At 62.8% G+C, this 20530-nt stretch carries 15 protein-coding genes and 2 tRNA genes; all 17 read left to right on the top strand.

The window, feature by feature from the left end; translation table 11 throughout:
- Nucleotides 1-181: 181 nt before the first annotated feature.
- The 17 genes from leuS to coaD all read left to right on the top strand — a co-directional run bounded on the left by leuS (nucleotide 182) and on the right by coaD (nucleotide 20485).
- Nucleotides 182-2758, top strand: coding sequence for a leucine--tRNA ligase (leuS, locus tag DW171_RS02770; protein WP_118270348.1), 2577 nt, complete (start codon nucleotides 182-184; stop codon nucleotides 2756-2758).
- A 258-nt stretch (nucleotides 2759-3016) separates the two neighbouring features.
- A complete protein-coding gene (rimP, locus tag DW171_RS02765; protein ID WP_118270347.1) occupies nucleotides 3017-3511 on the top strand; it encodes a ribosome maturation factor RimP in 495 nt (164 codons plus the stop codon).
- A 1-nt stretch (nucleotide 3512) separates the two neighbouring features.
- Nucleotides 3513-4760, top strand: a complete 1248-nt coding sequence (gene nusA / locus DW171_RS02760) for a transcription termination factor NusA (protein ID WP_006234042.1) — start codon at nucleotides 3513-3515, stop codon at nucleotides 4758-4760.
- 91 nt (nucleotides 4761-4851) lie between these two features.
- Nucleotides 4852-7566 (top strand): translation initiation factor IF-2, encoded by a 2715-nt coding sequence (gene infB, locus DW171_RS02755; protein ID WP_006234040.1) that lies wholly within the window; start codon nucleotides 4852-4854, stop codon nucleotides 7564-7566.
- Between the two features lie 11 nt (nucleotides 7567-7577).
- Nucleotides 7578-7988, top strand: a complete 411-nt coding sequence (gene rbfA / locus DW171_RS02750) for a 30S ribosome-binding factor RbfA (protein ID WP_117647311.1) — start codon at nucleotides 7578-7580, stop codon at nucleotides 7986-7988.
- Nucleotides 7981-9024 (top strand): bifunctional oligoribonuclease/PAP phosphatase NrnA, encoded by a 1044-nt coding sequence (locus DW171_RS02745; protein WP_118270346.1) that lies wholly within the window; start codon nucleotides 7981-7983, stop codon nucleotides 9022-9024. Before rbfA ends, DW171_RS02745 begins: the two co-directional genes overlap by 8 nt.
- Before the next feature lie 15 nt (nucleotides 9025-9039).
- On the top strand, nucleotides 9040-9972 hold the full coding sequence (truB, locus tag DW171_RS02740; protein WP_118270345.1) for a tRNA pseudouridine(55) synthase TruB: 933 nt from the start codon (nucleotides 9040-9042) through the stop codon (nucleotides 9970-9972).
- Nucleotides 9969-10976 carry a riboflavin biosynthesis protein RibF gene (gene ribF / locus DW171_RS02735; RefSeq protein WP_118270344.1) on the top strand — a complete coding sequence of 336 codons (1008 nt, stop codon included), beginning with the start codon at nucleotides 9969-9971 and terminating at the stop codon, nucleotides 10974-10976. The genes truB and ribF overlap by 4 nt, the downstream gene beginning before the upstream one ends.
- A complete protein-coding gene (dnaG, locus tag DW171_RS02730; protein WP_118270363.1) occupies nucleotides 10969-13083 on the top strand; it encodes a DNA primase in 2115 nt (704 codons plus the stop codon). Before ribF ends, dnaG begins: the two co-directional genes overlap by 8 nt.
- A 110-nt stretch (nucleotides 13084-13193) precedes the next feature.
- The gene (gene rpoD / locus DW171_RS02725; RefSeq protein ID WP_117798136.1) at nucleotides 13194-14543 is read left to right on the top strand and encodes an RNA polymerase sigma factor RpoD; all 1350 of its coding nucleotides are present in this window, start codon (nucleotides 13194-13196) and stop codon (nucleotides 14541-14543) included.
- Nucleotides 14544-14730: 187 nt separating this feature from the next.
- Nucleotides 14731-14805 (top strand) — tRNA-Asn (locus DW171_RS02720).
- 34 nt (nucleotides 14806-14839) lie between these two features.
- A tRNA-Asn gene (locus DW171_RS02715) sits at nucleotides 14840-14914 on the top strand.
- Between the two features lie 195 nt (nucleotides 14915-15109).
- Nucleotides 15110-15466: an Asp23/Gls24 family envelope stress response protein gene (locus tag DW171_RS02710; RefSeq protein ID WP_233539077.1), complete on the top strand. Its 357-nt coding sequence runs from the start codon at nucleotides 15110-15112 to the stop codon at nucleotides 15464-15466.
- 27 nt (nucleotides 15467-15493) lie between these two features.
- A complete protein-coding gene (locus DW171_RS02705; RefSeq protein ID WP_118270343.1) occupies nucleotides 15494-17155 on the top strand; it encodes a DAK2 domain-containing protein in 1662 nt (553 codons plus the stop codon).
- Between the two features lie 9 nt (nucleotides 17156-17164).
- Entirely contained in the window at nucleotides 17165-19342 is a 2178-nt protein-coding gene (gene recG / locus DW171_RS02700) for an ATP-dependent DNA helicase RecG (protein ID WP_118270342.1), read from the top strand.
- Nucleotides 19339-19995 (top strand): 16S rRNA (guanine(966)-N(2))-methyltransferase RsmD, encoded by a 657-nt coding sequence (rsmD, locus tag DW171_RS02695; protein WP_118270341.1) that lies wholly within the window; start codon nucleotides 19339-19341, stop codon nucleotides 19993-19995. Before recG ends, rsmD begins: the two co-directional genes overlap by 4 nt.
- The gene (gene coaD / locus DW171_RS02690) at nucleotides 19988-20485 is read left to right on the top strand and encodes a pantetheine-phosphate adenylyltransferase (protein ID WP_117564151.1); all 498 of its coding nucleotides are present in this window, start codon (nucleotides 19988-19990) and stop codon (nucleotides 20483-20485) included. The genes rsmD and coaD overlap by 8 nt, the downstream gene beginning before the upstream one ends.
- Nucleotides 20486-20530: the final 45 nt, after the last annotated feature.

Below are 20530 nucleotides of genomic sequence, written 5' to 3'. Positions count from 1 at the left end.
CGCTTGTCGTATTTGCTATCATCAGTCAAGTTAACCTTAGGGTCGGTCGGCTTAGCTTTGTTCGCTACAAGTTCCGCACGCAAAGTAGAGCACTTAATGTGCTCTTGGTCTTGCGCAGGACTGTCCGCAGTAGCGAATAAAGCTAAGCCGACCGACCCCAGCTAAGATTAAAGGAGCTGATATGTGCGATTGCACAGATCATAAGGACGAGATTCCTGCCTACGACGCGCAGGCCATTGAGTCCAGGTGGATGAAGGCCTGGGAGGAGTCCAACCTCTTTGCCGTCGACACCGACGACAGCAAGCCCAAGAAGTATGTGCTCGAGATGTTCCCGTATCCGTCGGGCGACCTGCACATGGGCCACGCGCGCAACTATACCATCGGCGATGCCATGGCCCGTCAGGCCCGCATGCGCGGCTTTGACGTGCTGCATCCCATCGGCTTTGACGCCTTTGGCCTGCCTGCCGAGAACGCCGCTATTAAGCACAACACGCAGGCTGCCGCCTGGACGTATAAGAACATGGACCAGGCGCTCGCCACGATGAAGCGCATGGGTTTCTCCTACGATCTGGATCGCATGGTCAAGACCTGCAGCCCCGACTACTACCGTTGGGGTCAGTGGATCTTTGAGAAGATGTGGGAAAAGGGCCTGGTCTACCGCAAGAAGAACCCGGTCAACTGGTGCCCCACCTGCAAGACCGTTCTGGCCAACGAGCAGGTCACCGAGGGCAAGTGCTGGCGCTGCGGCACCGAGCCCGAGAAGCGCGACCTTGAGCAGTGGTACTACAAGATCACCGAGTACTCTCAGGAGCTGCTCGACGATCTGGAGAAGCTCCCCGGCTGGCCCGAGCGCGTCAAGCAGATGCAGGCCAACTGGATCGGTCGCTCCGAGGGCGCCGAGGTCGACTTTACCCTGTGCGACAAGGATGGCGAGCCCATCGAGGGCGACGAGGGCAAGATCACCGTCTTCACCACGCGTGCCGATACGCTCTTTGGCGTCTCCTTCTTTGTCCTGGCTCCCGAGTACGCCGGCCTGCATGAGCTCGTCGAGGGCACGGAGTACGAGGAGGCCGTCACTAAGATCGTCGAGGACGCCAAGCATATCTCTGCCGTCGAGCGTGCCCAGGGCACCCTCGAGAAGCACGGTGCCTTTACCGGCCGCTACGTGGTGAACCCCGTCAACGGCGAGAAGGTCCCCGTGTGGGTTGCCGATTATGTCGTTGCCGACTACGGTACCGGTGCCGTCATGGCCGTTCCCTGTGGCGACCAGCGCGACTTTGAGTTTGCCCGTAAGTACGACCTGCCGATCGTGCCGATCATCCTGGACGACGACGATCGCGCTGCCGTCGAGGCCAGCGGCGAGACCATCGATACCTTCCATGCCGAGACCGTCGACTGGGATTGCGCTCACGCTGCCGAGGGCACGCTCGTCCAGTCCGGCAAGTACACCGGCATGCGCGGCGGCAAGCACTCCGAGGGCGAGGCCGCGATCGTGGCCGACCTCGAGGCCATGGGCTGTGGCCGTCGCAAGGTCGAGTTCCGTCTGCGCGACTGGCTCATCAGCCGCCAGCGCTATTGGGGCAATCCCATCCCGGCCATCCACTGCGAGCACTGCGGCATCGTGCCCGTGCCCGAGGATCAGCTGCCTGTGACGCTGCCCGAGAACCTGGACCTGGGCGCCGGCGAAACCCTCGCCGAGTGCAAGGAGTTCTACGAGACTACCTGCCCGATCTGCGGCCGCCCGGCCAAGCGCGAGACCGATACCATGGATACCTTCACCTGCTCCAGCTGGTATTACCTGCGCTATACCGACCCGCACAACACCGAGCTGCCCTTCTCCAAGGAAGCCGCCGACCGTTGGATGCCCGTCGATAACTACATCGGTGGCATCGAGCACGCTATTCTGCACCTGCTCTACAGCCGCTTCTTTACCAAGGCCCTGCGCGACCTGGGTCTGCTGAGCGTGGACGAGCCCTTCACCAACCTGCTGTGCCAGGGCATGGTCAAGGACGAGAACGGCGACACCATGTCCAAGTCCAAGGGCAACGTCGTGCCCCCGAGCTCGGTCATCGAGCCCTACGGCGCCGACACCATGCGTTTGGCGATCCTGTTTATCGCCCCGCCCGAGAAGGACTTCGACTGGGATCCCAAGGCCGTTGAGGGCGCCAACCGCTTCATCAAGCGCGCCTGGCGTATCGTGTGGCAGCTCGTCCAGTCCGGCGACGCCAACGTGGCCTTTGACAAGTCCGCGCTCGACGAGGTTGCGATGAAGCTCTATCGCGAGCGTCACCGCACCATCGCCAAGTGCACCGAGGACTTCGATCGCGGCCAGTTCAACACCGCGATCTCGGCCGTCATGGAGCTCGTCAACGCGGCGAGCGCCTACCTCAACGCCACCGAGGGTGCTACCCGCGACAAGGCGCTGTGCTACGGCGTGGCTAAGGATATCGTGAGCGTCCTTGCCCCCATCTGCCCGTTCTGGGCCGACGAGCTGTGGCACGAGGCCCTCGGCTGCGAGGGCAACGCCTACACCGCCGCCTGGCCCGAGTTCGACCTGGCCGAGTCCGTTGAGGACACGGTGCAGATCGTGGTCCAGGTGCTCGGCAAGGTCCGCGGTCGCGTCGACGTTGCCCGCGATGCCTCCAATGAGGATATGCAGGCTGCCGCCGAGGCCGCCGTCGCCAAGTGGCTCGAGGGCAAGACGGTCGTCAAGGCCATCTGCGTGCCCGGCAAGCTGGTCAACCTGGTGGTCAAGTAAGCACTGCGCGCTTAGCTGACGCATTAAAGACGAGGGACGATCCGGCTGGGTCGCCCCTCGTTTTGCGTGTGCCCGACCAAGTGCTTGAGGTCAATTGTCCTATTCTTGTGGAGAAGCTGTGCGCACGCTGACCTGCAGATTCGTACTGTGCTTGCACGTTTTCGCAGCTACTGGTATAGTTTGCTTGCAAATGAAGTTGTAATTGAAAGAAGTGGGGTTTCGGCCCCGCTTCTTTTTTGTATGGATGGAGGTGCCGCAATGGTCAAGACCAAGACCGAGCAGGCGATCATCGACGCACTCGAGGCCGTCGCTCCCCAGCACGATGTCGACATCGTCGACGTCGAGCTCGTGGGTGCCACTAAGGCCCCCTGCGTGCGCGTGCGTATCGAGGGTGCCGAGGGTCAGAGCCTGTCGCTCAACGACGTCACGGCCAACACCAAGTGGGTCGGCGATGTGATTGAGGAGCTCGATCCTATCTCTTCGAGCTATACGCTCGAGGTGTCGAGCCCGGGTATGGCGCGCCCGCTGCGCCGTCCGTGCGACTTTGCCCGCTTTGTGGGCGAGAACTGCGAGCTCACCTCCACCGCCACCGAGGGCCGTCGCAAGTACACCGGCAAGATTGTCGCTGGGACCGAGACCGACGTTACCCTCGAGCTCGAGGACGGCGAGACCGTCACCCTCGATTTCTCTGATGTTAAAAAGTGCAAGTTGAAGCCTACCTACGACTTCAAGCCCGCGAAGGAAGGAAAGTAAGATGGCAGCATCCGACATGATGTCCGCCCTGATGGAGCTTTGCCAGGAGAAGCACATCGACCAGCTCTACCTGATCGACCGCCTGGAGCAGTCGCTCGCTAAGAGCTATGCCGAGATCCTGCATCTTGAGTGGGGCGCCAAGGTGACCATCGACCGCACCACCGGCAAGATCTACGTCTACCGCCTGGAGCCGATCGACGATTCCATGGACGAGGAGGGCAACTTCACCGAGTTCGAGGAGATCGACGTCACCCCCAAGAACACGAGCCGCATCGCTGCCCAGCACGCCAAGGCCGAGATCAACGCCATCGTGCGCAACTCCGCCCGAGAGCAGATCTACGAGGAGTTCTCCGGCCGCATCGGTGATCTCATCAGCGGTACCGTGCTGCAGTCCACGCCCGACTTCACGATCGTCAAGATCCGCGAGGGCGTCGAGGCCGAGCTTCCGCACTTCGACCAGCGCCGTTACGAGAACGAGCGCAACGAGCGTCCGATGGGCGAGCGCTACCTGCACAACCAGCACATCAAGGCCGTGATCATCGACGTTCGCGACCCCAACTCCAACCTGCAGCCGGTTCGTGGCGAGCACAGCCGTCCGCCGATTGTCATCTCGCGTACCCACCCCGAGCTCATGCGTCGTCTGTTTGAGCAGGAGGTGCCCGAGATCTATGAGGGCACCGTCCAGATCAAGTCGATCGCCCGCGAGCCCGGTCAGCGCTCCAAGGTCGCCGTCCACTCGCTCGACGACCGTCTGGATCCCGTGGGCGCCTGCGTCGGCCCCAAGGGCAGCCGTGTTCGCGCTGTCGTGGGCGAGCTCCGTGGCGAGCGCGTCGACGTCATCCTGTGGGATGCCGATCCTGCCGTCTACGTCGCCAACGCCCTGTCGCCTGCTAAGGTCACCCGCGTCCTCATCGACGAGGAGAAGGCCTACGCCGGCGTCATCGTGCCCGACGACCAGCTGTCCCTCGCCATCGGCAAGGAGGGCCAGAACGCCCGCCTCGCCGCGCGCCTGACCGGCTGGCACATCGACATCAAGTCCGAGACGCTTGCCGCCGACATCCTCAAGAACGTTCCCGTTCACGAGGAGCCCGCCGCCGACCTGATCGGTGACGAGGAGGACGAGGACGTCCGCCGCTGCGAGTACGTGTCCGAGGACGGCATCCAGTGCCGCAACCAGGCTCGTCCCGGCTCCCGTTTCTGCGGTGTCCACGACACCGACGCCTTCGATGATGCGGAGGACCTGATCTAGCGCGCGGTCGCGCCGGGCGGGTCCCGGCGCATCTCCCACGCTCGTTCAGTCTCTAGGCACCCAAGGTGCCAGAAAGGGTAGGTGAAGTCATATGGCAAAAGTCCGTGTGTCCACCCTGGCCAAAGAGTTCGGCATGACCTCCAAGGAACTGATGGGTCATCTTGCCGATATGAAGATTCCCGCTAAGTCCGCTTCCTCCACTCTGGAGGACGCCTATGTCGCCATGGTCCGCAAGCAGCTCGCCTCGGTGATCGAGGCCCGCGCTCAGGAAGTCGAGGCCGCCAAGCAGGCCGAGGAGCAGGCAGCTGCCGCCGAGGAGGCCGCTCGCGCCGCCGAGGCCGAGCGCGAGCGCATCGCCGCCGAGAAGGCCCGCGAGGAGGAGCGCCGCCAGTTTGCCGCAGCCCAGGCCGCCGAGGAGGCTGCCCGCGCTGAGGCCGAGGCCAAGAAGAAGGCCGAGCAGGAGCGCCTTGCCCGCGAGAAGGAGGAGGCTGCCCGCGAGGCCCAGCGCCGCGCCGTTCCCGCTTCCGACTCCGGTTCGCGCTTCCGTTCGCTGCTTGACCAGATCGCCGCACAGGAGACCGTGCTCAAGGAGAAGAAGGACGCCGAGGACAAGGCCAAGGCCGAGCGCGCCGCCGAGCGCGGTAACCGTCGTGGCGGCAACAACGACCGCCGCGGTGGCCGTCGTAACGATCGCAACGCCTCCGACAACAACTCCGAGCGCAACGCCTCCGAGAGCCGTCCGCACAGCCATCGCACCAACGCCAGCAACAACGTCGCTGCCGGCATGGACTTCCCCAACCCCGACAAGCAGGGCAAGGGCAAGAAGCGCAAGGGCGGTCACAACAACGAAGAGGACCACTACAGCCGCATGGCTCGCGAGGCCGAGGAGTACAGCCGCGAGAAGGTGCTCGAGGAGGCTCGTGCTGCCGTCGAGGAGGCCTCTCGCGAGTCCACCGGTCGCCGCAAGAAGCGCAAGGAGAAGCGCGAGCGCGAGGCTGCCAAGGCTCAGGAGGAGCGCAAGATAGAGGAGGCGCTGGCCCAGGGCGTGAACCCCGAGGACCTCGACGCCATCAAGGTCTCCCAGGGCGTTACCGTCCAGGAGCTCGCCGAGGCGCTCGACGTTCCGGCTAACGACATCATCAAGCGCCTGTTCCTGCTTGGTACGCCGCTCACCATGACGCAGTCCATGTCCGACGACCTTGTCGAGCTCGTCGCTGACGACCTGGGCCGTCAGATCAAGATCATCACCCCCGAGGAGGAGAACACCTTCTCGTTCTACGACGATCCCGCCGACCTTAAGCCGCGCGCCCCGGTCGTCACCGTCATGGGCCACGTCGACCACGGTAAGACGAGCCTCCTCGACGCCATCCGTCACACCGGCGTTGCTGCCGGCGAGGCGGGCGGCATTACGCAGGCCATCGGCGCTTCGCAGGTCATGATCAACGACCGCAAGATCACCTTCATCGATACCCCGGGTCACGCCACTTTTACGGCCATGCGTGCCCGTGGCGCCAAGGTGACCGACATCGTCATTCTGATCGTGGCTGCCGACGACGGCGTCATGCCCCAGACCGTCGAGTCGATCAACCACGCCAAGGCCGCCGGCGTACCCATCGTCGTCGCCGTCAACAAGATCGATAAGCCGGGCGCCAACCCCGACCGCGTGCGTCAGGAGCTCACCGAGTACGGTGTCATCCCCGAGGAGTGGGGCGGACAGAACATGTTCGTCAACATCTCGGCCAAGCAGAAGATCGGTATCGACGACCTTCTGGAGACCGTGCTGCTCCAGGCCGACGTGCTCGAGCTCAAGGCCAACCCGGACACCTTTGCCTCCGGCAACGTCCTCGAGGCCAAGCTTGACAAGGGCCGCGGCTCGGTCGCTACCGTGCTCGTGACCCGCGGTACCCTGCACGTGGGCGATACGCTGGTCGCCGGCCTTACCTACGGCCGCGTCCGCGCCATGCTCGACCCCAAGGGTCGCGCCGTCACCGAGGCCGGTCCCTCCGACGCCGTCGAGATCCTGGGTCTGCAGTCCGTGCCCAACGCCGGTGACGAGTTCCGCGTGTTCGAGGACGAGCGCGAGGCTCGCGCCCTGGCCGACGAGCGTTCGCTCAAGGCCCGTATCGAGGAGCAGAGCCGCGTCAAGCACGTCACGCTCGAGAACCTCTTCGAGACCATTGCCGATGCCGAGGTCAAGGAGCTCAACCTGATCATCAAGGCCGACGTCCAGGGCTCCATCGAGGCCCTTCAGGACTCGCTCGACAAGATGGATCAGTCCGAGGTTCGCATCAACACGATCCACTCCGCCGTTGGCGCCATCAACGAGACCGACGTCGTCCTGGCCGACGCCTCCAACGCCATCATCATCGGCTTTGGCGTCCGTCCCGACGGTAAGGCCCGCTCCGCCGCCGAGCGCGAGGGCGTCGAGATCCGTTGTTACGACGTCATCTACAAGTGCCTCGAGGAGCTCGACGCCGCCCGTATCGGCATGCTCAAGCCCACCGAGGTCGAGGTCGCCACGGGTACCGCGACCGTCCTGGACACCTTCAAGGTGCCCAAAGTCGGTATCGCCGCCGGTGTCCGCGTCGAGGAGGGCGAGATCGCCGCGACCGATTCCGTGCGCCTGGTGCGCGACGGCATCGTGGTCTTCAACGGCAAGATCGCCTCGATGCGCCACTACAAGGACGAGGCCAAGAGCCTCAAGAGCGGTTCCGAGGGCGGCATTGGCCTGGAGAACTTCCAGGACATCAAGCCCGGTGACCAGATCGAGGGTTACCGTATCGACCAGGTTGCCCGTACCGAGTAGGGGGTAGCGCTATGAAGCAAACGCAGGCAACCCGCCGTCTGGGCGAGCAGCTTCGCGAGAAGCTCGGTTATATCCTGCTCTTTGAGGTTTCCGATCCGCGTCTCGACCTGGTTACTTTGACCGCGGTCGAGGTCGCGGTGGACCGTTCGTTCGCGCGCGTGTACGTATCGTGCGATGCGAGCCGCTACGATGAGGTCATGGAGGCGCTCGCAAGCGCCAAGGGCCGTATTCGCAGCCTGTTGGCTCGCTCGCTCGATTGGCGTGTCACGCCCGAGCTCGATTTTCGCATCGACCGCTCGACCGATGAGGCCGAGCGCATCACTCGTGCGCTGGAAAACGTTCCAGCCACGCTTGCGATCGAAAAGGACGAGGACGGCTACCCCATAGCGGATGCCGCCCAGGAGGCAGCTTTAGATGAGTAATTCCGCCGACCTCGCATCGTGCGAGTCTGCAGATATTCAGCGACGCATCCTCGAGCTCATCGAGGGTGCGTCCTCCATTGCGATTTCGGGACATACGTCTCCCGATGGCGACGCCCTGGGCTCCGTGCTGGGTCTGGGCTTATCGCTTATGAAGTTTTTCCCCAACAAGGACATTGCCCTGCTGCTGGCAGACGATGACCCGGTTCCGCGCATCTACCGCTTTATGGAGGGCGCCGACCGTCTGGTGCCGGCATCTGCGTATACCGGCAATCCGGACCTGTTCATCTCAGTGGACGTGCCGGTCGTCGAGCGTCTGAATAACTCCGCCGAGGTGCTCCGCCGCTCGTCCCATGTGGTGTGCTTCGATCATCATCCGGCGCGTGAGGAATTTGCCGAGCTGAGCCTGAGGTGCGTTGGCGCCGCGGCCTGCGCCATGATCATCGACCGCTTTTTGGACAATTGTGGCATTGTGGCTCGCGATGGTGTCGCGACCTGCTTGCTGTGCGGCCTGGTGACCGATACCGGTCGTTTTCAGTATCAAAACGCCGATGCCGCCGCGTTCCATGCCGCCTCGCGCCTGGTCGCTCACGGTGCCGATCCGGCGCGCGTTGCGCTCGAGGTCTACCAGAGCATGCGCGTCGAGTTCTTGCATCTTAAGTCCATCGTTATGGGCCGCATCAAGACAGTGGCCCACGGGCGCGTCGCGTATAGCTACGCGTACCAGAGTGACCTTGAGGCTTGCGGTGTCACCTCGGATGAGTGCGACGGCCTGGTTGACGTGGTGCGCTCGGTGATGGGCGTCGAGGTCTGCCTGTTCCTGAAGGGCATTGAGGGCGATACCAAGGTGCGCGGCAACCTGCGTTCCAAGGGCGACCTCAACGTGTCCGAGATCGCTGCTGCTTTTGGCGGAGGCGGACATCCCGCTGCCGCCGGTTTCTCCAACAACGGAACGATTCTCGAGACGCTTACCGTGGCACTTCCCATGCTGGCCGAGCTGGTGGGGGAGGATCCCGCTTCGGTGACCGTCGAGCTTTAACTTTTTGGATGGTACATGGCTCGTCGTACGCCTTCTCAACTGAATATGCTGCTCGCCGTCGATAAGCCGGTTGGCTGCACGTCCCACGATGTGGTCTCGCAATGTCGGCGCGCCCTTCATGAGCGTCGCGTCGGCCATGCCGGCACGCTCGACCCCATGGCATCGGGTGTCATGGTGGTGGGTGTTGGCCAGGCTACTCGTTTGCTGGGCATGCTCACGCTCGATACCAAAAGCTATGTCGCCGACATCTCGTTTGGCGCCGAGACCAATACCGATGATGCGGAGGGCGAGGCGGTCCGCACGGTGGCTATTGCCAACGAGCTGCGCGATCCTGCCTATGCCCGTGAGCGCTTGGCGGCCATGCTGGGTCCGCAGATGCAGGTGCCGCCGGCGTTTTCGGCCATCTCGGTCAATGGCGTTCGCGCCTACAAGTCTGCTCGCGAGGGCAATGCGGTGGACCTACCTCCGCGCCCCGTCGAGGTCTATGCCGCCGACCTGATCGCCGTGGGAGGCGAAGGTGATACGTGTGTGTGGACCGTGGCGTTCTCAGTGAGCAAGGGTACCTATATCCGTGCGCTCGCTCGCGACTTGGGCCGCGCCTGCGAGAGCGCGGCGCACATTTCCGCGCTGCGTCGCACGGCCTCCGGTGTTGTTTCCATTGGCTCTTGTCATGCGGTCGAGGAGCTTTCTCCCGAGTCCGCGGCTGGCTTTGCCCTGGATCCCATTGCGGCCCTGGGCGCCACGCGTGTTGGCTTGCCGGGCAATCTTGCCGACGACCTGCTCTGCGGCCGACGCATTCCCGTTGAGCGTGCGCTTGCCGATTTCGATACCGCGAAGGCGCCTTTTGCGTTGGTGCTCGATGGGGGACTCAAGGCGCTCGCCCGCATTGAGAGTGGCCGCTTTGTCATGGAGCACGTGTTTCCGCAGGCAATCGGCGGTGTTCGATGATATTGTCCGCTCGCGAGCTCGCGCGTATCTTTTTCGCGGGCGAGTCGGACGAGGCTCGCATCGTTGCTGCCGATGCATTTGATGAGTGCGATCACTTGGGTGCTGCCTCCATCGCCATCGGCGTTTTCGATGGTGTGCACCGTGGACACCAGGAACTCATCGAAGCACTTGTCTGTGATGCCCGTGCCCATGGTTGCAAGGCGGTCGTGGTCACTTTCGATCCCGACCCGGACGTCGTGGTGAGCCCTTCGCCCGCTCAAAAATTGATGACGACGGCCGACCGTCTGCATGCCCTGGCTCAAACCGGGGTCGATGCAGTGGTGGCCGTTCCCTTTACGCCTGAGGTCGCGGCGCTCGACCATGTCGGTTTTCTCGCACTGTTGTCACGCGTGGTCGACATTCGCTCGATTCGCGTTGGCAGCGACTTTAGGCTGGGTCGCGGCGGTGCTTCTGGTGTTGCCGAGATGCGCGCCTGGGGTGCCGAGCGCGGCGTTGACGTATACGGGCACGACTTGCTTTGCGAGGGCGGTGAGGCCATTTGCGCCACCCGCATTCGTCACGAGCTGGGACAGGGCCATGTGGGGCTTGCTGCTGGGTTACTCGGACGCCCGTATATGGTGCGCGGCGGTGTTATTCGCGGCCGTCACGAGGGCTCTGGCATGGGTTTTCCCACGGCAAACCTACAGGTTCCCGACGGCATTCAGGTGCCTGCCGATGGCGTGTATGAGGGCCTGGTGCTCGTTGATGACACCGTATGGCCTGCTGCCGTTAACGTCGGACTGCCGCCGACGTATGCCGACGATGCCGCTTCATCGCATCTCGAGGCTAACTTAATTGGTTATACGGGCGACCTGTACGGCGCTTCCGTTTCGCTGGCGTTTACGCGCTGGCTGCGTCCGTCGCGCGTGTTCGATTCGCTGGATGAGTTGATCGCGACCGTCGAGGGTAATATCGAAGATATTCGTCACAACTTGGGCGAGCAGGGGGTGAGTGTCCGTGATTAGCGATGAGGAAAAAGACCAGGTACGCGCTGCGTCCGACTTAGTCGCCATCGTGCAGGAAACGGTTGAGCTCAAGCCCCGCGGTCATGAGTTTTGGGGTTGCTGCCCTTTTCATGGCGAAAAGACTCCGTCCTTCCACATTATTCCCGCCACGCAGGTGTGGCATTGCTTTGGCTGCGGCGAGGGTGGCGACGTCTTCACCTATATCATGAAGCGCGAGAACCTGAGCTTTCCCGAGTCAATCCGTTATTTGGCCGATCGCGCGGGTATTGAGCTGCACGACACCGGAGACCGCCGCGAGCGCGGTACCAAGCGTGCCCGCATCTACGATCTGTGCGCCGAGACCGCCCAGTTCTATCACACCATGCTTATGCGCGGTAAGGACGGCCGTCCGCGCGAGTACTTTGCCAGCCGCGGCATGGGTGGCGACGTCTGCCGCCGCTACTGCCTGGGCTTTGCGCCTGGCCGCAACGCGCTGGTGTCGCACCTGTCCCAGGCGGGTTTTACCCCGCAGGAGATGATCGATGCCAACGTTGCCGTGAGCCGCGGGCGCGGGCAGCTTGCCGACCGCTTCTACGACCGCGTAATGTTTCCCATCTTTGACGAGCAGGGTCACAACATTGCCTTTGGCGGTCGCATCATGGGTGACGGCCAGCCTAAGTACCTCAACACCGCCGAGACGAGCGTGTTTCACAAAAAGCGAAACCTCTACGGCTTTAATTGGGCCAAGGAGTTTATCGTCGCGCAGGATACCGCCATTGTGGTGGAGGGCTATACCGACTGCATCGCCTGTTGGGAAGCGGGGATTAAAAACGTTGTCGCCACGCTGGGCACCGCGCTCACGGAGCATCACGTCAAGACGCTCACCCGCTTTGCCAAGCGCATCGTGTATATGTTCGATGGCGACGCCGCTGGTCAAAAGGCCGCGCGCCGCGCGATTCAGTTTATCGAGCAGGATTCGATGGGCCTGCGCTGCGTGGTGCTGCCCGACGGCAACGATCCCATGGAGTTCATCACGGCGCATGGTGGCGAGGCACTGCAGGCGCGCATCGACGCTGCCGAGCCGCTTATGGACTTTGTGTACCGTTCGCTGCAGGAGTCGAGCGACATCACCACGCCGGGCGGTCGTGCCAAGGCGCTGGAGGATGCGCTGACGCTCATCTATCCGCTGCGCGACAGCTATATGATCGACACGTACTTTATCCAGATTGCCGATCTGCTGGGTTTGGATCTGGAGACAGTGCGTGCGAGCTCGGGCCGTGTGTTTCGCGATGTCGCCAAGCGCGAGGATGCGGAACGACGTCGTGAGCAGAACTATGAGCGCCAGCGGGCACAGGCTGAGCGGTCCGGTAGCGCGGGCGGTCGGGCGTCGGGTTCTCACGATGCCGGTCGCGGTGCTTGGGCATCGGGCGCGACGCCGCCGGTGTCCGCACCGGTCGAGGAGGGCCCGTACGACTACGTTCCGCTTGATGCCTATGGGGCCGCTCCGGTGCAGGTCGACGAGGACCTGCCGCCAATCGATGTGCCAGCGGGGATGGAAAGCGCTGCGACCGTTGCCGATAGTTCAAGCGCGGCGGCAGCTCCGTCGATGCCGATTGTTTTGACCAATCTGGAGCGGAAATCCCTGGCAGGGGAGCGCGAGCTGCTGACCATGCTCACGAGCTACCCCGACCTGTTCCGCACGTATGCCGATCGCATCTGCTCCATCGAGTGGGTCGACCCACGTCACGAGTCCATCGCATGGGCCGTACTGGCGACGCCCCCGGGCACCGATCCTGCGGCCTGCATGGATGCGGCGCGCTCGGTGTGTCCCGAGGCGGCAACGCTTGTGAGTGCCGGGCGCATCTCGGCAACGAGCAAGCACCCCACCGAGACGAACATCGTGTTTATGCTCGATACGCTCGAGCTCTACACCATCAAGCGCCGCATGCGTGCCGCACAGGCCAAGCTGCGCCAGGATCGTTCGCTCGACGATGAGGCCCGTCGCGCGCTGACCGTGCAGGCCGCGCAGGATTCGCAGCGTCAACGCGAGCTGCAAAAGTCGATCGGCGGCGTGGCGGACCCGTTCCGTTTGATCGGCCTGGAGGCCGCAGGCACAGAACAAGCCTAGATGTTGTGGTCAACCAGCGTATTCTCGCCTATATCCAGTCCTCTTTTTGGGTATAGACGTCAATGTGTGTGCTAAAGTATTGAGTCCTGTGGACTATGAAGGGAGAATCTGTGCCAAAAAAGACTGAGAGCACGGGTACTGGGCTGGAATCCTACGTTGCAAAGCTCATGGGCAACGGCTCAAACAGGACTTCGGTAACCGAGGACGAGATTCAGGTCGCCCTGAAGGATATCGATGTTTCTGACGAGCAGCTCACCGCGGTGTATTCCGCGCTGCGCAACAGCGGCATCCAGATTATCTCCGCGAGCGGTAACGACGACGCCCCCATGGATGTCGACGATGACGATAACGATACCGATACCGACGATTTCGATGACGATGACGAGCACGATTCCGGCTCGCTCGACGATCACGAGCTCAAGATGGCCCGTCAGGCCGACGCCGAGATGGGTTCTTCCAAGAGCAAGAAGAAGCGCACCGTGCGCACGTCCCGTTCACGCTCCCGCGTGCGTGGCATCGATGCCTCCACGGTGATGCTGACCGGCGATCCGGTTCGTATGTACCTTAAGGAGATCGGCAAGGTCGACCTGTTGACCGCTTCCGAAGAGGTCGATCTGGCCATGAAGATCGAGGCCGGTCTCGAGGCCACCGAGAAGCTCGAGGCTGCCGAAGCAGGCGAGCTCGAGCTCACGCGTGCCGAGATGCGTCGTCTTACGCGCATTGAGAACGTGGGCCTCGAAGCCAAGCAGGCACTCATCAGCGCAAACCTGCGTCTGGTCGTCTCCATCGCCAAGCGCTATGTTGGCCGCGGCATGCTGTTCCTGGACCTGATCCAGGAGGGCAACCTCGGTCTGATCCGCGCCGTCGAGAAGTTCGACTACCAGAAGGGCTTTAAGTTCTCCACGTACGCCACGTGGTGGATCCGTCAGGCCATCACGCGCGCTATCGCCGACCAGGCCCGTACCATCCGTATTCCCGTGCACATGGTCGAGACCATCAACAAGCTCGTCCGCGTGCAGCGTCAGCTCCTTCAGGACCTGGGCCGTGACCCGACCCCCGAGGAGATCGGTGCCGAGATGGACATGAGCGCCGACCGCGTCCGCGAGATCCAGAAGATCTCGCAGGAGCCCGTTTCGCTCGAGACCCCCATCGGCGAGGAAGAGGATTCTCAGCTGGGCGACTTCATCGAGGACTCCCAGGCCATCGTTCCGCCCGATGCGGCCAGCTTCTCCATGCTGCAGGAGCAGCTCACCCAGGTGCTCGACTCGCTTGCCGATCGTGAGCGCAAGGTTATCGAGCTGCGCTTTGGCCTTGTCGACGGACATCCCCGCACGCTCGAGGAAGTCGGCCGCGAGTTTGGCGTCACGCGCGAGCGCATCCGCCAGATCGAGTCCAAGACCCTGGCCAAGCTTCGCCACCCGAGCCGCTCGAGCAAGCTGAAGGACTATATCGAAAGCTAGTCAAGCAAGAAGCGCCCTCAAGCACATCCGCTTGGGGGCGCTTTTATGTAGTCGTTTGGGACGTTCTTGAATGACTAGTCGTTTAAGAACGTCCCCAACGACTAGGCGGAAAATTTCTCAAAAAAGTTCTTGCCCTTCGCCCGATCGTCCGTATAATAAACTTCGTTGCTTGAGAGCACGCACCTATTCCTCGGTAGCTCAATGGTAGAGCACGCGGCTGTTAACCGCGCTGTTGTAGGTTCGAGTCCTACCCGGGGAGCCAGAATTTTTCAGCCCATTCCGCTGGGCTTTTAAATTCCTCGGTAGCTCAATGGTAGAGCACGCGGCTGTTAACCGCGCTGTTGTAGGTTCGAGTCCTACCCGGGGAGCCAGGTTGTAAAACCCGTCGCTTATGCGGCGGGTTTTTTCATACCGCGATCGCCTGGCGCGAACGTTACCATATCAACATTTCGTGTCGAGGATGTAATCCCGAGGCCCGCCACCTCAACATGGCGCGGTCGTTGTAGAATATTGCAATGATTGCTCCCACGACATGGTGCCGCGAGCACCAAGAAAAGGAGATTCTTGTGTCTGAGACCATTAACGGCAGCCTGAGCGTCTCGAACGACGTTATTGCCGATATTGCCGGTTATGCCGCGATGACGTGCTATGGCGTCGTCGGTATGGCCGAGCAGCTCCAGGGCGCCGAGAGCGTGCGCCTGCTTGCCGGTCAGCGCCTCCGCAAGGGCGTGCTTGTCTCCGCCGACGAGGACGGCCTTACGGTCGATCTTCACGTCGTGCTCGAGAACGGCGTCAACATGAAGTCCGTCTGCCACAATCTTTCGAGCTCCGTTGCCTTCACTTTGCAGGAGATCGCCCAGATCGATCCCGCCAGCCTTAAGATCGGCATCCATATCGACGCGCTCAAGAGCCGTCTGAACTAGCGTCCGAAAACGGAGATTCAAATACCCATGATTGCAAAGACCATTCGCACCTGTTTTCCGATCGCTGCGGCTGCCGTTTCCGACAAGGCCGAGGAGATCAACAAGCTCAACGTCTTCCCCGTACCCGACGGCGATACCGGCACCAACATGTCGCTCACGCTCGCCTCGGTGACCAAGGAGCTCTCCGCCCTTCCCGCCGATGCCGACATGGAGGCCATCGCCGGCGCCATCACTCACGGCTCCCTCATGGGCGCCCGCGGTAACTCCGGCGTCATCACGTCGCAGATTCTGCGCGGCGTGGCCGAGGGCCTCGTCTCTGCCGATGAGCCCATCACCTCCGCCAACATCGCTTATGCGTTCCGTCGTGCCGTCAAGGTCGCCTTCCAGGCCGTCCGCAAGCCCATCGAGGGCACGATCCTCACGGTACTGCGCGATGTCTCGACCAAGGCCGACGAGTGCGAAAAGAAGAAGTTCTCGGCCGAGGACGCGCTCGATGCCATCGTTGTCGAGGCCTACCAGTCTGTCGCCCGCACGCCCGACCTGCTGCCGGTTCTGAAGGAGAACGGCGTGGTCGACTCCGGCGCCTTTGGCTTTGCCATCTTCCTGGAGAACTTTGTTGCCGCTGCGCTCGGCCGTAGCACCGTTGTCGAGGATTTCTCCGCCACGTTTGATTCTGCCGGCTCTGCCCGCGATGCGGCCCTCGGTCGCGTTGAGATCGAGGCCAACGATGACTGGGAGGGCTCGGAGTTCCGCTACTGCAACGAGTTCCTCTTTAAGGCCGATGCCCCGTTTGACGAGGACGAGTGCCTTAAGTTCCTGGGCTCCTTGGGCGACTGCGAGTTGCTCGTGGGTGCCTATCCCGACTACAAGATCCACGTGCACTCCAACACCCCCAACCTGGTGCTCGAGCACATGCTGCAGCTTGGTCAGATCTATGAGGTCTTTATCCACAACATGGAGATGGAGGCCCACGACCGTACCGCTAAGATCCACGAGGATCAGGAGAAGGCCGCCGAGCCCGCGAAGGCCCTGGGCTTTGTCGCCGTTGCCGCCGGTTCCGGTGAGGCCGACATCCTCAAGTCCCTCGGCGTTGACGTGATCGTCTCGGGTGGCCAGACCATGAACCCCTCGACCGCCGACCTGTTGGGCGCCGTCGACCAGGTCAACGCGACCTCGGTCATCATCCTGCCCAATAACGGCAACATCCGCATGGCTGCCGAGGCCGCAGCCTCTGCCTGCACCGACAAGAAGGTCGCCGTCGTTCCCACCAAGACCGTCCCGCAGGCGTTCTCCGCGCTGTTCGCCGTCCTGCCCGATTCTGAGCTCGAGGACGCCGTTGCCGCCATGGTTGACGCCATCAGCGAGGTCCGCGATGGCGAGGTCACCCGCGCCGTGCGCGACTCCAGCGCCTCGGACGGCTCTCCGATTCACTCCGGTGACGTCATGGGCATCATCGCCGGCTCCATCGACGTGGTCGGTTCCGACGTGAAGCAGGTCACGCTCGACTGCATCAACCGCATGCAGGAGGAAGAGGAAGGCGACGCGCTGACGATTCTGGCCGGCGAGGAGCTATCCGACGAGGCCTTCCAGGAGATCGTCGACGCCATCGAGGAGGCTCAGCCCGATCTGGAGATCGACGCCCATCGTGGCGAGCAGCCGCTCTATCCCGTGATCTTCTCGATCGAGTAGGCTCTGCCTATGTCCGAGCTGTGCTCCGTGCCGCGCGTCTCGGAGCGCTTTGCCCAGAGCAATGCGCTCGACGAGGATATCGCGCGACTCAAATATGTTTCGGGTAAACGTGAGGAGGCCCTTCGCCGTCTGGGAATTCGGACGGTGGGGGACCTCCTTCTCCATATCCCTCATCGATACCTGGACTTTACCCGTTCTTGGTCTATCGAGATGGCGCCCATCGGTACCGTGTGCACTATCATCGCCACGGTCGACCGTATCGTTCAAAAGCAGCCGCGTCCGCGTATGCAGGTGACCGAGGTCTCACTCGTTGACGAGACGGGCGTGCTGCAGGTCGCCTTTTTCCGCCAGCCCTGGATTGCCCAGCAGCTTAAGCAGGGCGACCGCCTGGCCGTGATGGGCAAGGTCGAGTTTGCCTACGGCTTTAAGCAGATGGCCTCGCCGCACTTTGAAAAGCTTGAGGAAGGGCGTGCCGCGGGCACGATCCTGCCGGTCCATTACGTCAGTGATGGCGTGAGCCAGGCGTGGATGCGCCGCATCGTTAGCGGCGCGCTCGAGGTCGTCGGCAATCCCTTCGACCCGATTCCCGCACGCTTGCGCGTCAAGCGCCGCCTGATGAGCAATGCCCGCGCGCTGCGCTCGATCCACTTTCCATCGAGCATGGCTGAGCGCGATATCGCGCGCGCACGGCTTGCCTACGAGGAGTGCCTCTACCTGCAGCTGGCGCTGCGCCTGCGCAACGACGGCGGCCTGGTCGATGTGGTGCCCTATGCCCACACCGCGGGCGATCACCTGGCCGCGCTCAAGCAGGCCCTGCCGTTTTCGCTGAGCGACGAGCAGGAGGCCGCGTTCCAGGATATCCTGCGCGATATGTGCGATGGCGGGCGCGTGATGAACCGCCTGCTGCTGGGCGATGTCGGTACCGGTAAGACCGCCGTTGCCGCCTGTGCGCTGGCTGTGGCTGCCGATAGCGGCACGCAGGCCTGCGTTATGGCGCCCACTGGTGTGCTGGCGCGCCAATATGCCGATAAGACTGGCCCTCTGCTCTCGCAGGCCGGCATGTCCTGGGCGCTTCTGACGGGTGCCACGCCGGCCTCTGAGCGCGAGCAGATCCATGCCCAGCTGGAATCGGGCGAGCTCGACGTCCTCTTTGGAACCCACGCGGTCCTTTCGGATGACGTTGAGTTCAAGCAACTGTCGCTCGTGGTCATCGATGAGCAGCACCGGTTTGGCGTCGGCCAACGCAACGCCCTGCGCGCGAAGGGCCCCGGTGCCGATCTGCTCGTTATGACGGCAACGCCCATTCCGCGTACGCTGGCGCTTTCGGTCTACGGCGATCTGGACACGAGTATCATCCGCCATCGGCCTGTTCCAGGTGCTGGTGTGACGACGCGTGTTCTCACCGAGTCGAGCCGCGACCTCGCCTATGGCGCCATCCGCGAGGCGCATGAAAAGGGTCAGCAGGCCTACGTGATTTGTCCGCTCGTGGAGCCGAGTGACTCGGCCGATGAGCTGGAAGACGTGCCCGGCATCGCCCGCGACGACGAGGGTCGCGTGACGGTTCCCGTGCCGCTGCACGATACGGTGACCGAGCTCGATCGCCTGCGTCTGGCGTTGCCGGGGCTTGCCATCGAGCGCCTTCACGGCCGCATGCCAGCGGGGGAGAAGGATCGCGTGATCGACGCCTTCAAGCGTGGCGAGATCGATGTGCTCGTCTCGACTACGGTGGTCGAGGTGGGCGTCGACGTGCCTAACGCCACCGTCATGGTCATCGAGAACGGCGAGCGCTTTGGTTTGGCTGCCCTGCACCAGCTGCGCGGTCGTGTGGGCCGCGGCGGCGTGTCGGGCACGTGCCTGGTCATGACGCACTCCAAGGGCAACGGCGGCGCGTCGGCGGCGCAAGACCGTCTCCAGTCGCTCGAGAAGACCTCGGACGGCTTTACGCTCGCCCAGATGGACCTGCGTCTGCGCCACGAGGGCGAAATCCTGGGGTACCGTCAGCATGGCGGTGTGACCTTGCGCTTTGTGGACCTGGACGCCGATGAGGACCTTATCGAATGGGCCCATTTGGACGCGGTTGAGCTCTTGCGGTATGCTTGCAACCTTGACTCCGTGGCGACGCGCCCCCTGCGCGATGCGGTCGCCATGCGATATCGACACATTTTTAAGGAGGTCAGCGGAGGATGAGAATCATCGGCGGCGAATGGCGCGGTCGTAAGATCGAGGAGCCCCGTGGTCGCGATGTCACCCGCCCCACGACCGATCGCGTGCGCGAGGCATGCGCATCTATGGTCATGTCGGCATTCGACTTCGATCTGGACGAGGTCCGCGTGCTGGACGCCTTTGGCGGCTCCGGCGCCTTAGGGTTAGAGATGCTCTCACGTGGTGCCCGCTCGCTCACGACGTTCGAGATCGATCGGAATGCCGCGCGGCTCATTACCAAGAATATCGAGTCGCTCTGCCGTGACCGTGCGCGTTGGCGCGTGATAGCGGGCGACATGCTGGCGAGTGCCTCGCGCGGTCGTGTGCCGGGCGGCCCCTTTGATCTGGTCCTGCTCGACCCGCCCTATGCTTTTGGTGCCGAGCCGGTCGAGATACTGCTGCAGAACCTGGCTCAGCAGGGTCTGCTTGCACCTGGCGCTTATGCCCTGTTTGAGCATGCCGCCGCCGATGCGGGCGCGCATCCGGCAGGCTTTGAGATCGTGCGCGAGAAGCGCTACGGCATTACCTCGGTCGACCTGCTTCGTTGGGTCGGCGATGACGATGGTGAGGAAGATTGCACCGGCACCGATGCTCACAACAACGATGCCATGACGGTTCAGGAGAACGCCCATGAATGACACCATCAACCGCGTGATCGTCCCGGGCACCTTCGATCCCATCACGTTTGGCCATATCGACGTCATCCGCCGCGCCCGCCGCATCTTTCCCAGCGTGATCGTCGCTGTCGCCGAGTCGCAGGGTAAAAACGGTGTGGGCACCACGTTTATGCTGGATGAGCGCGTAGCGCTGGCTCGTGAGGCGCTCGGTGATATCGACGGCGTCGAGGTCCTGCCCTTTACCGGCCTCTTGGTCGACTTCGCTCGCGAGCAGGGGGCGGGGGCCGTGGTCAAGGGCCTGCGCGCCATGACCGACTTTGAGTACGAGCTGCAGCAGGCAGACCTCAACTATCGCTTGGATAACGAGCTGGAGTCCATCTTTGTCATGAGTGCGCCGCAGTACGGCTATATCTCGAGTTCGGTCGTTCGCCAGATCGCCTCGCTCGGCAGCGATGTATCGACGTTTGTCCCGCCCAACGTGGTCGAAGCGCTCAGACACCGCTTTTCGTGACGTTTTTTATTGCCTGGTGGCATGTGGTAAACTAGCACGATGATA

Origin of the sequence: Collinsella sp. AM15-2 (assembly GCF_003471985.1) — a bacterium.
Classification (GTDB): Bacteria; Actinomycetota; Coriobacteriia; order Coriobacteriales; family Coriobacteriaceae; genus Collinsella.
The sequence above is the reverse complement of the archived record's forward strand: the minus strand, read 5'-3'. Positions and strand labels throughout refer to the sequence as shown.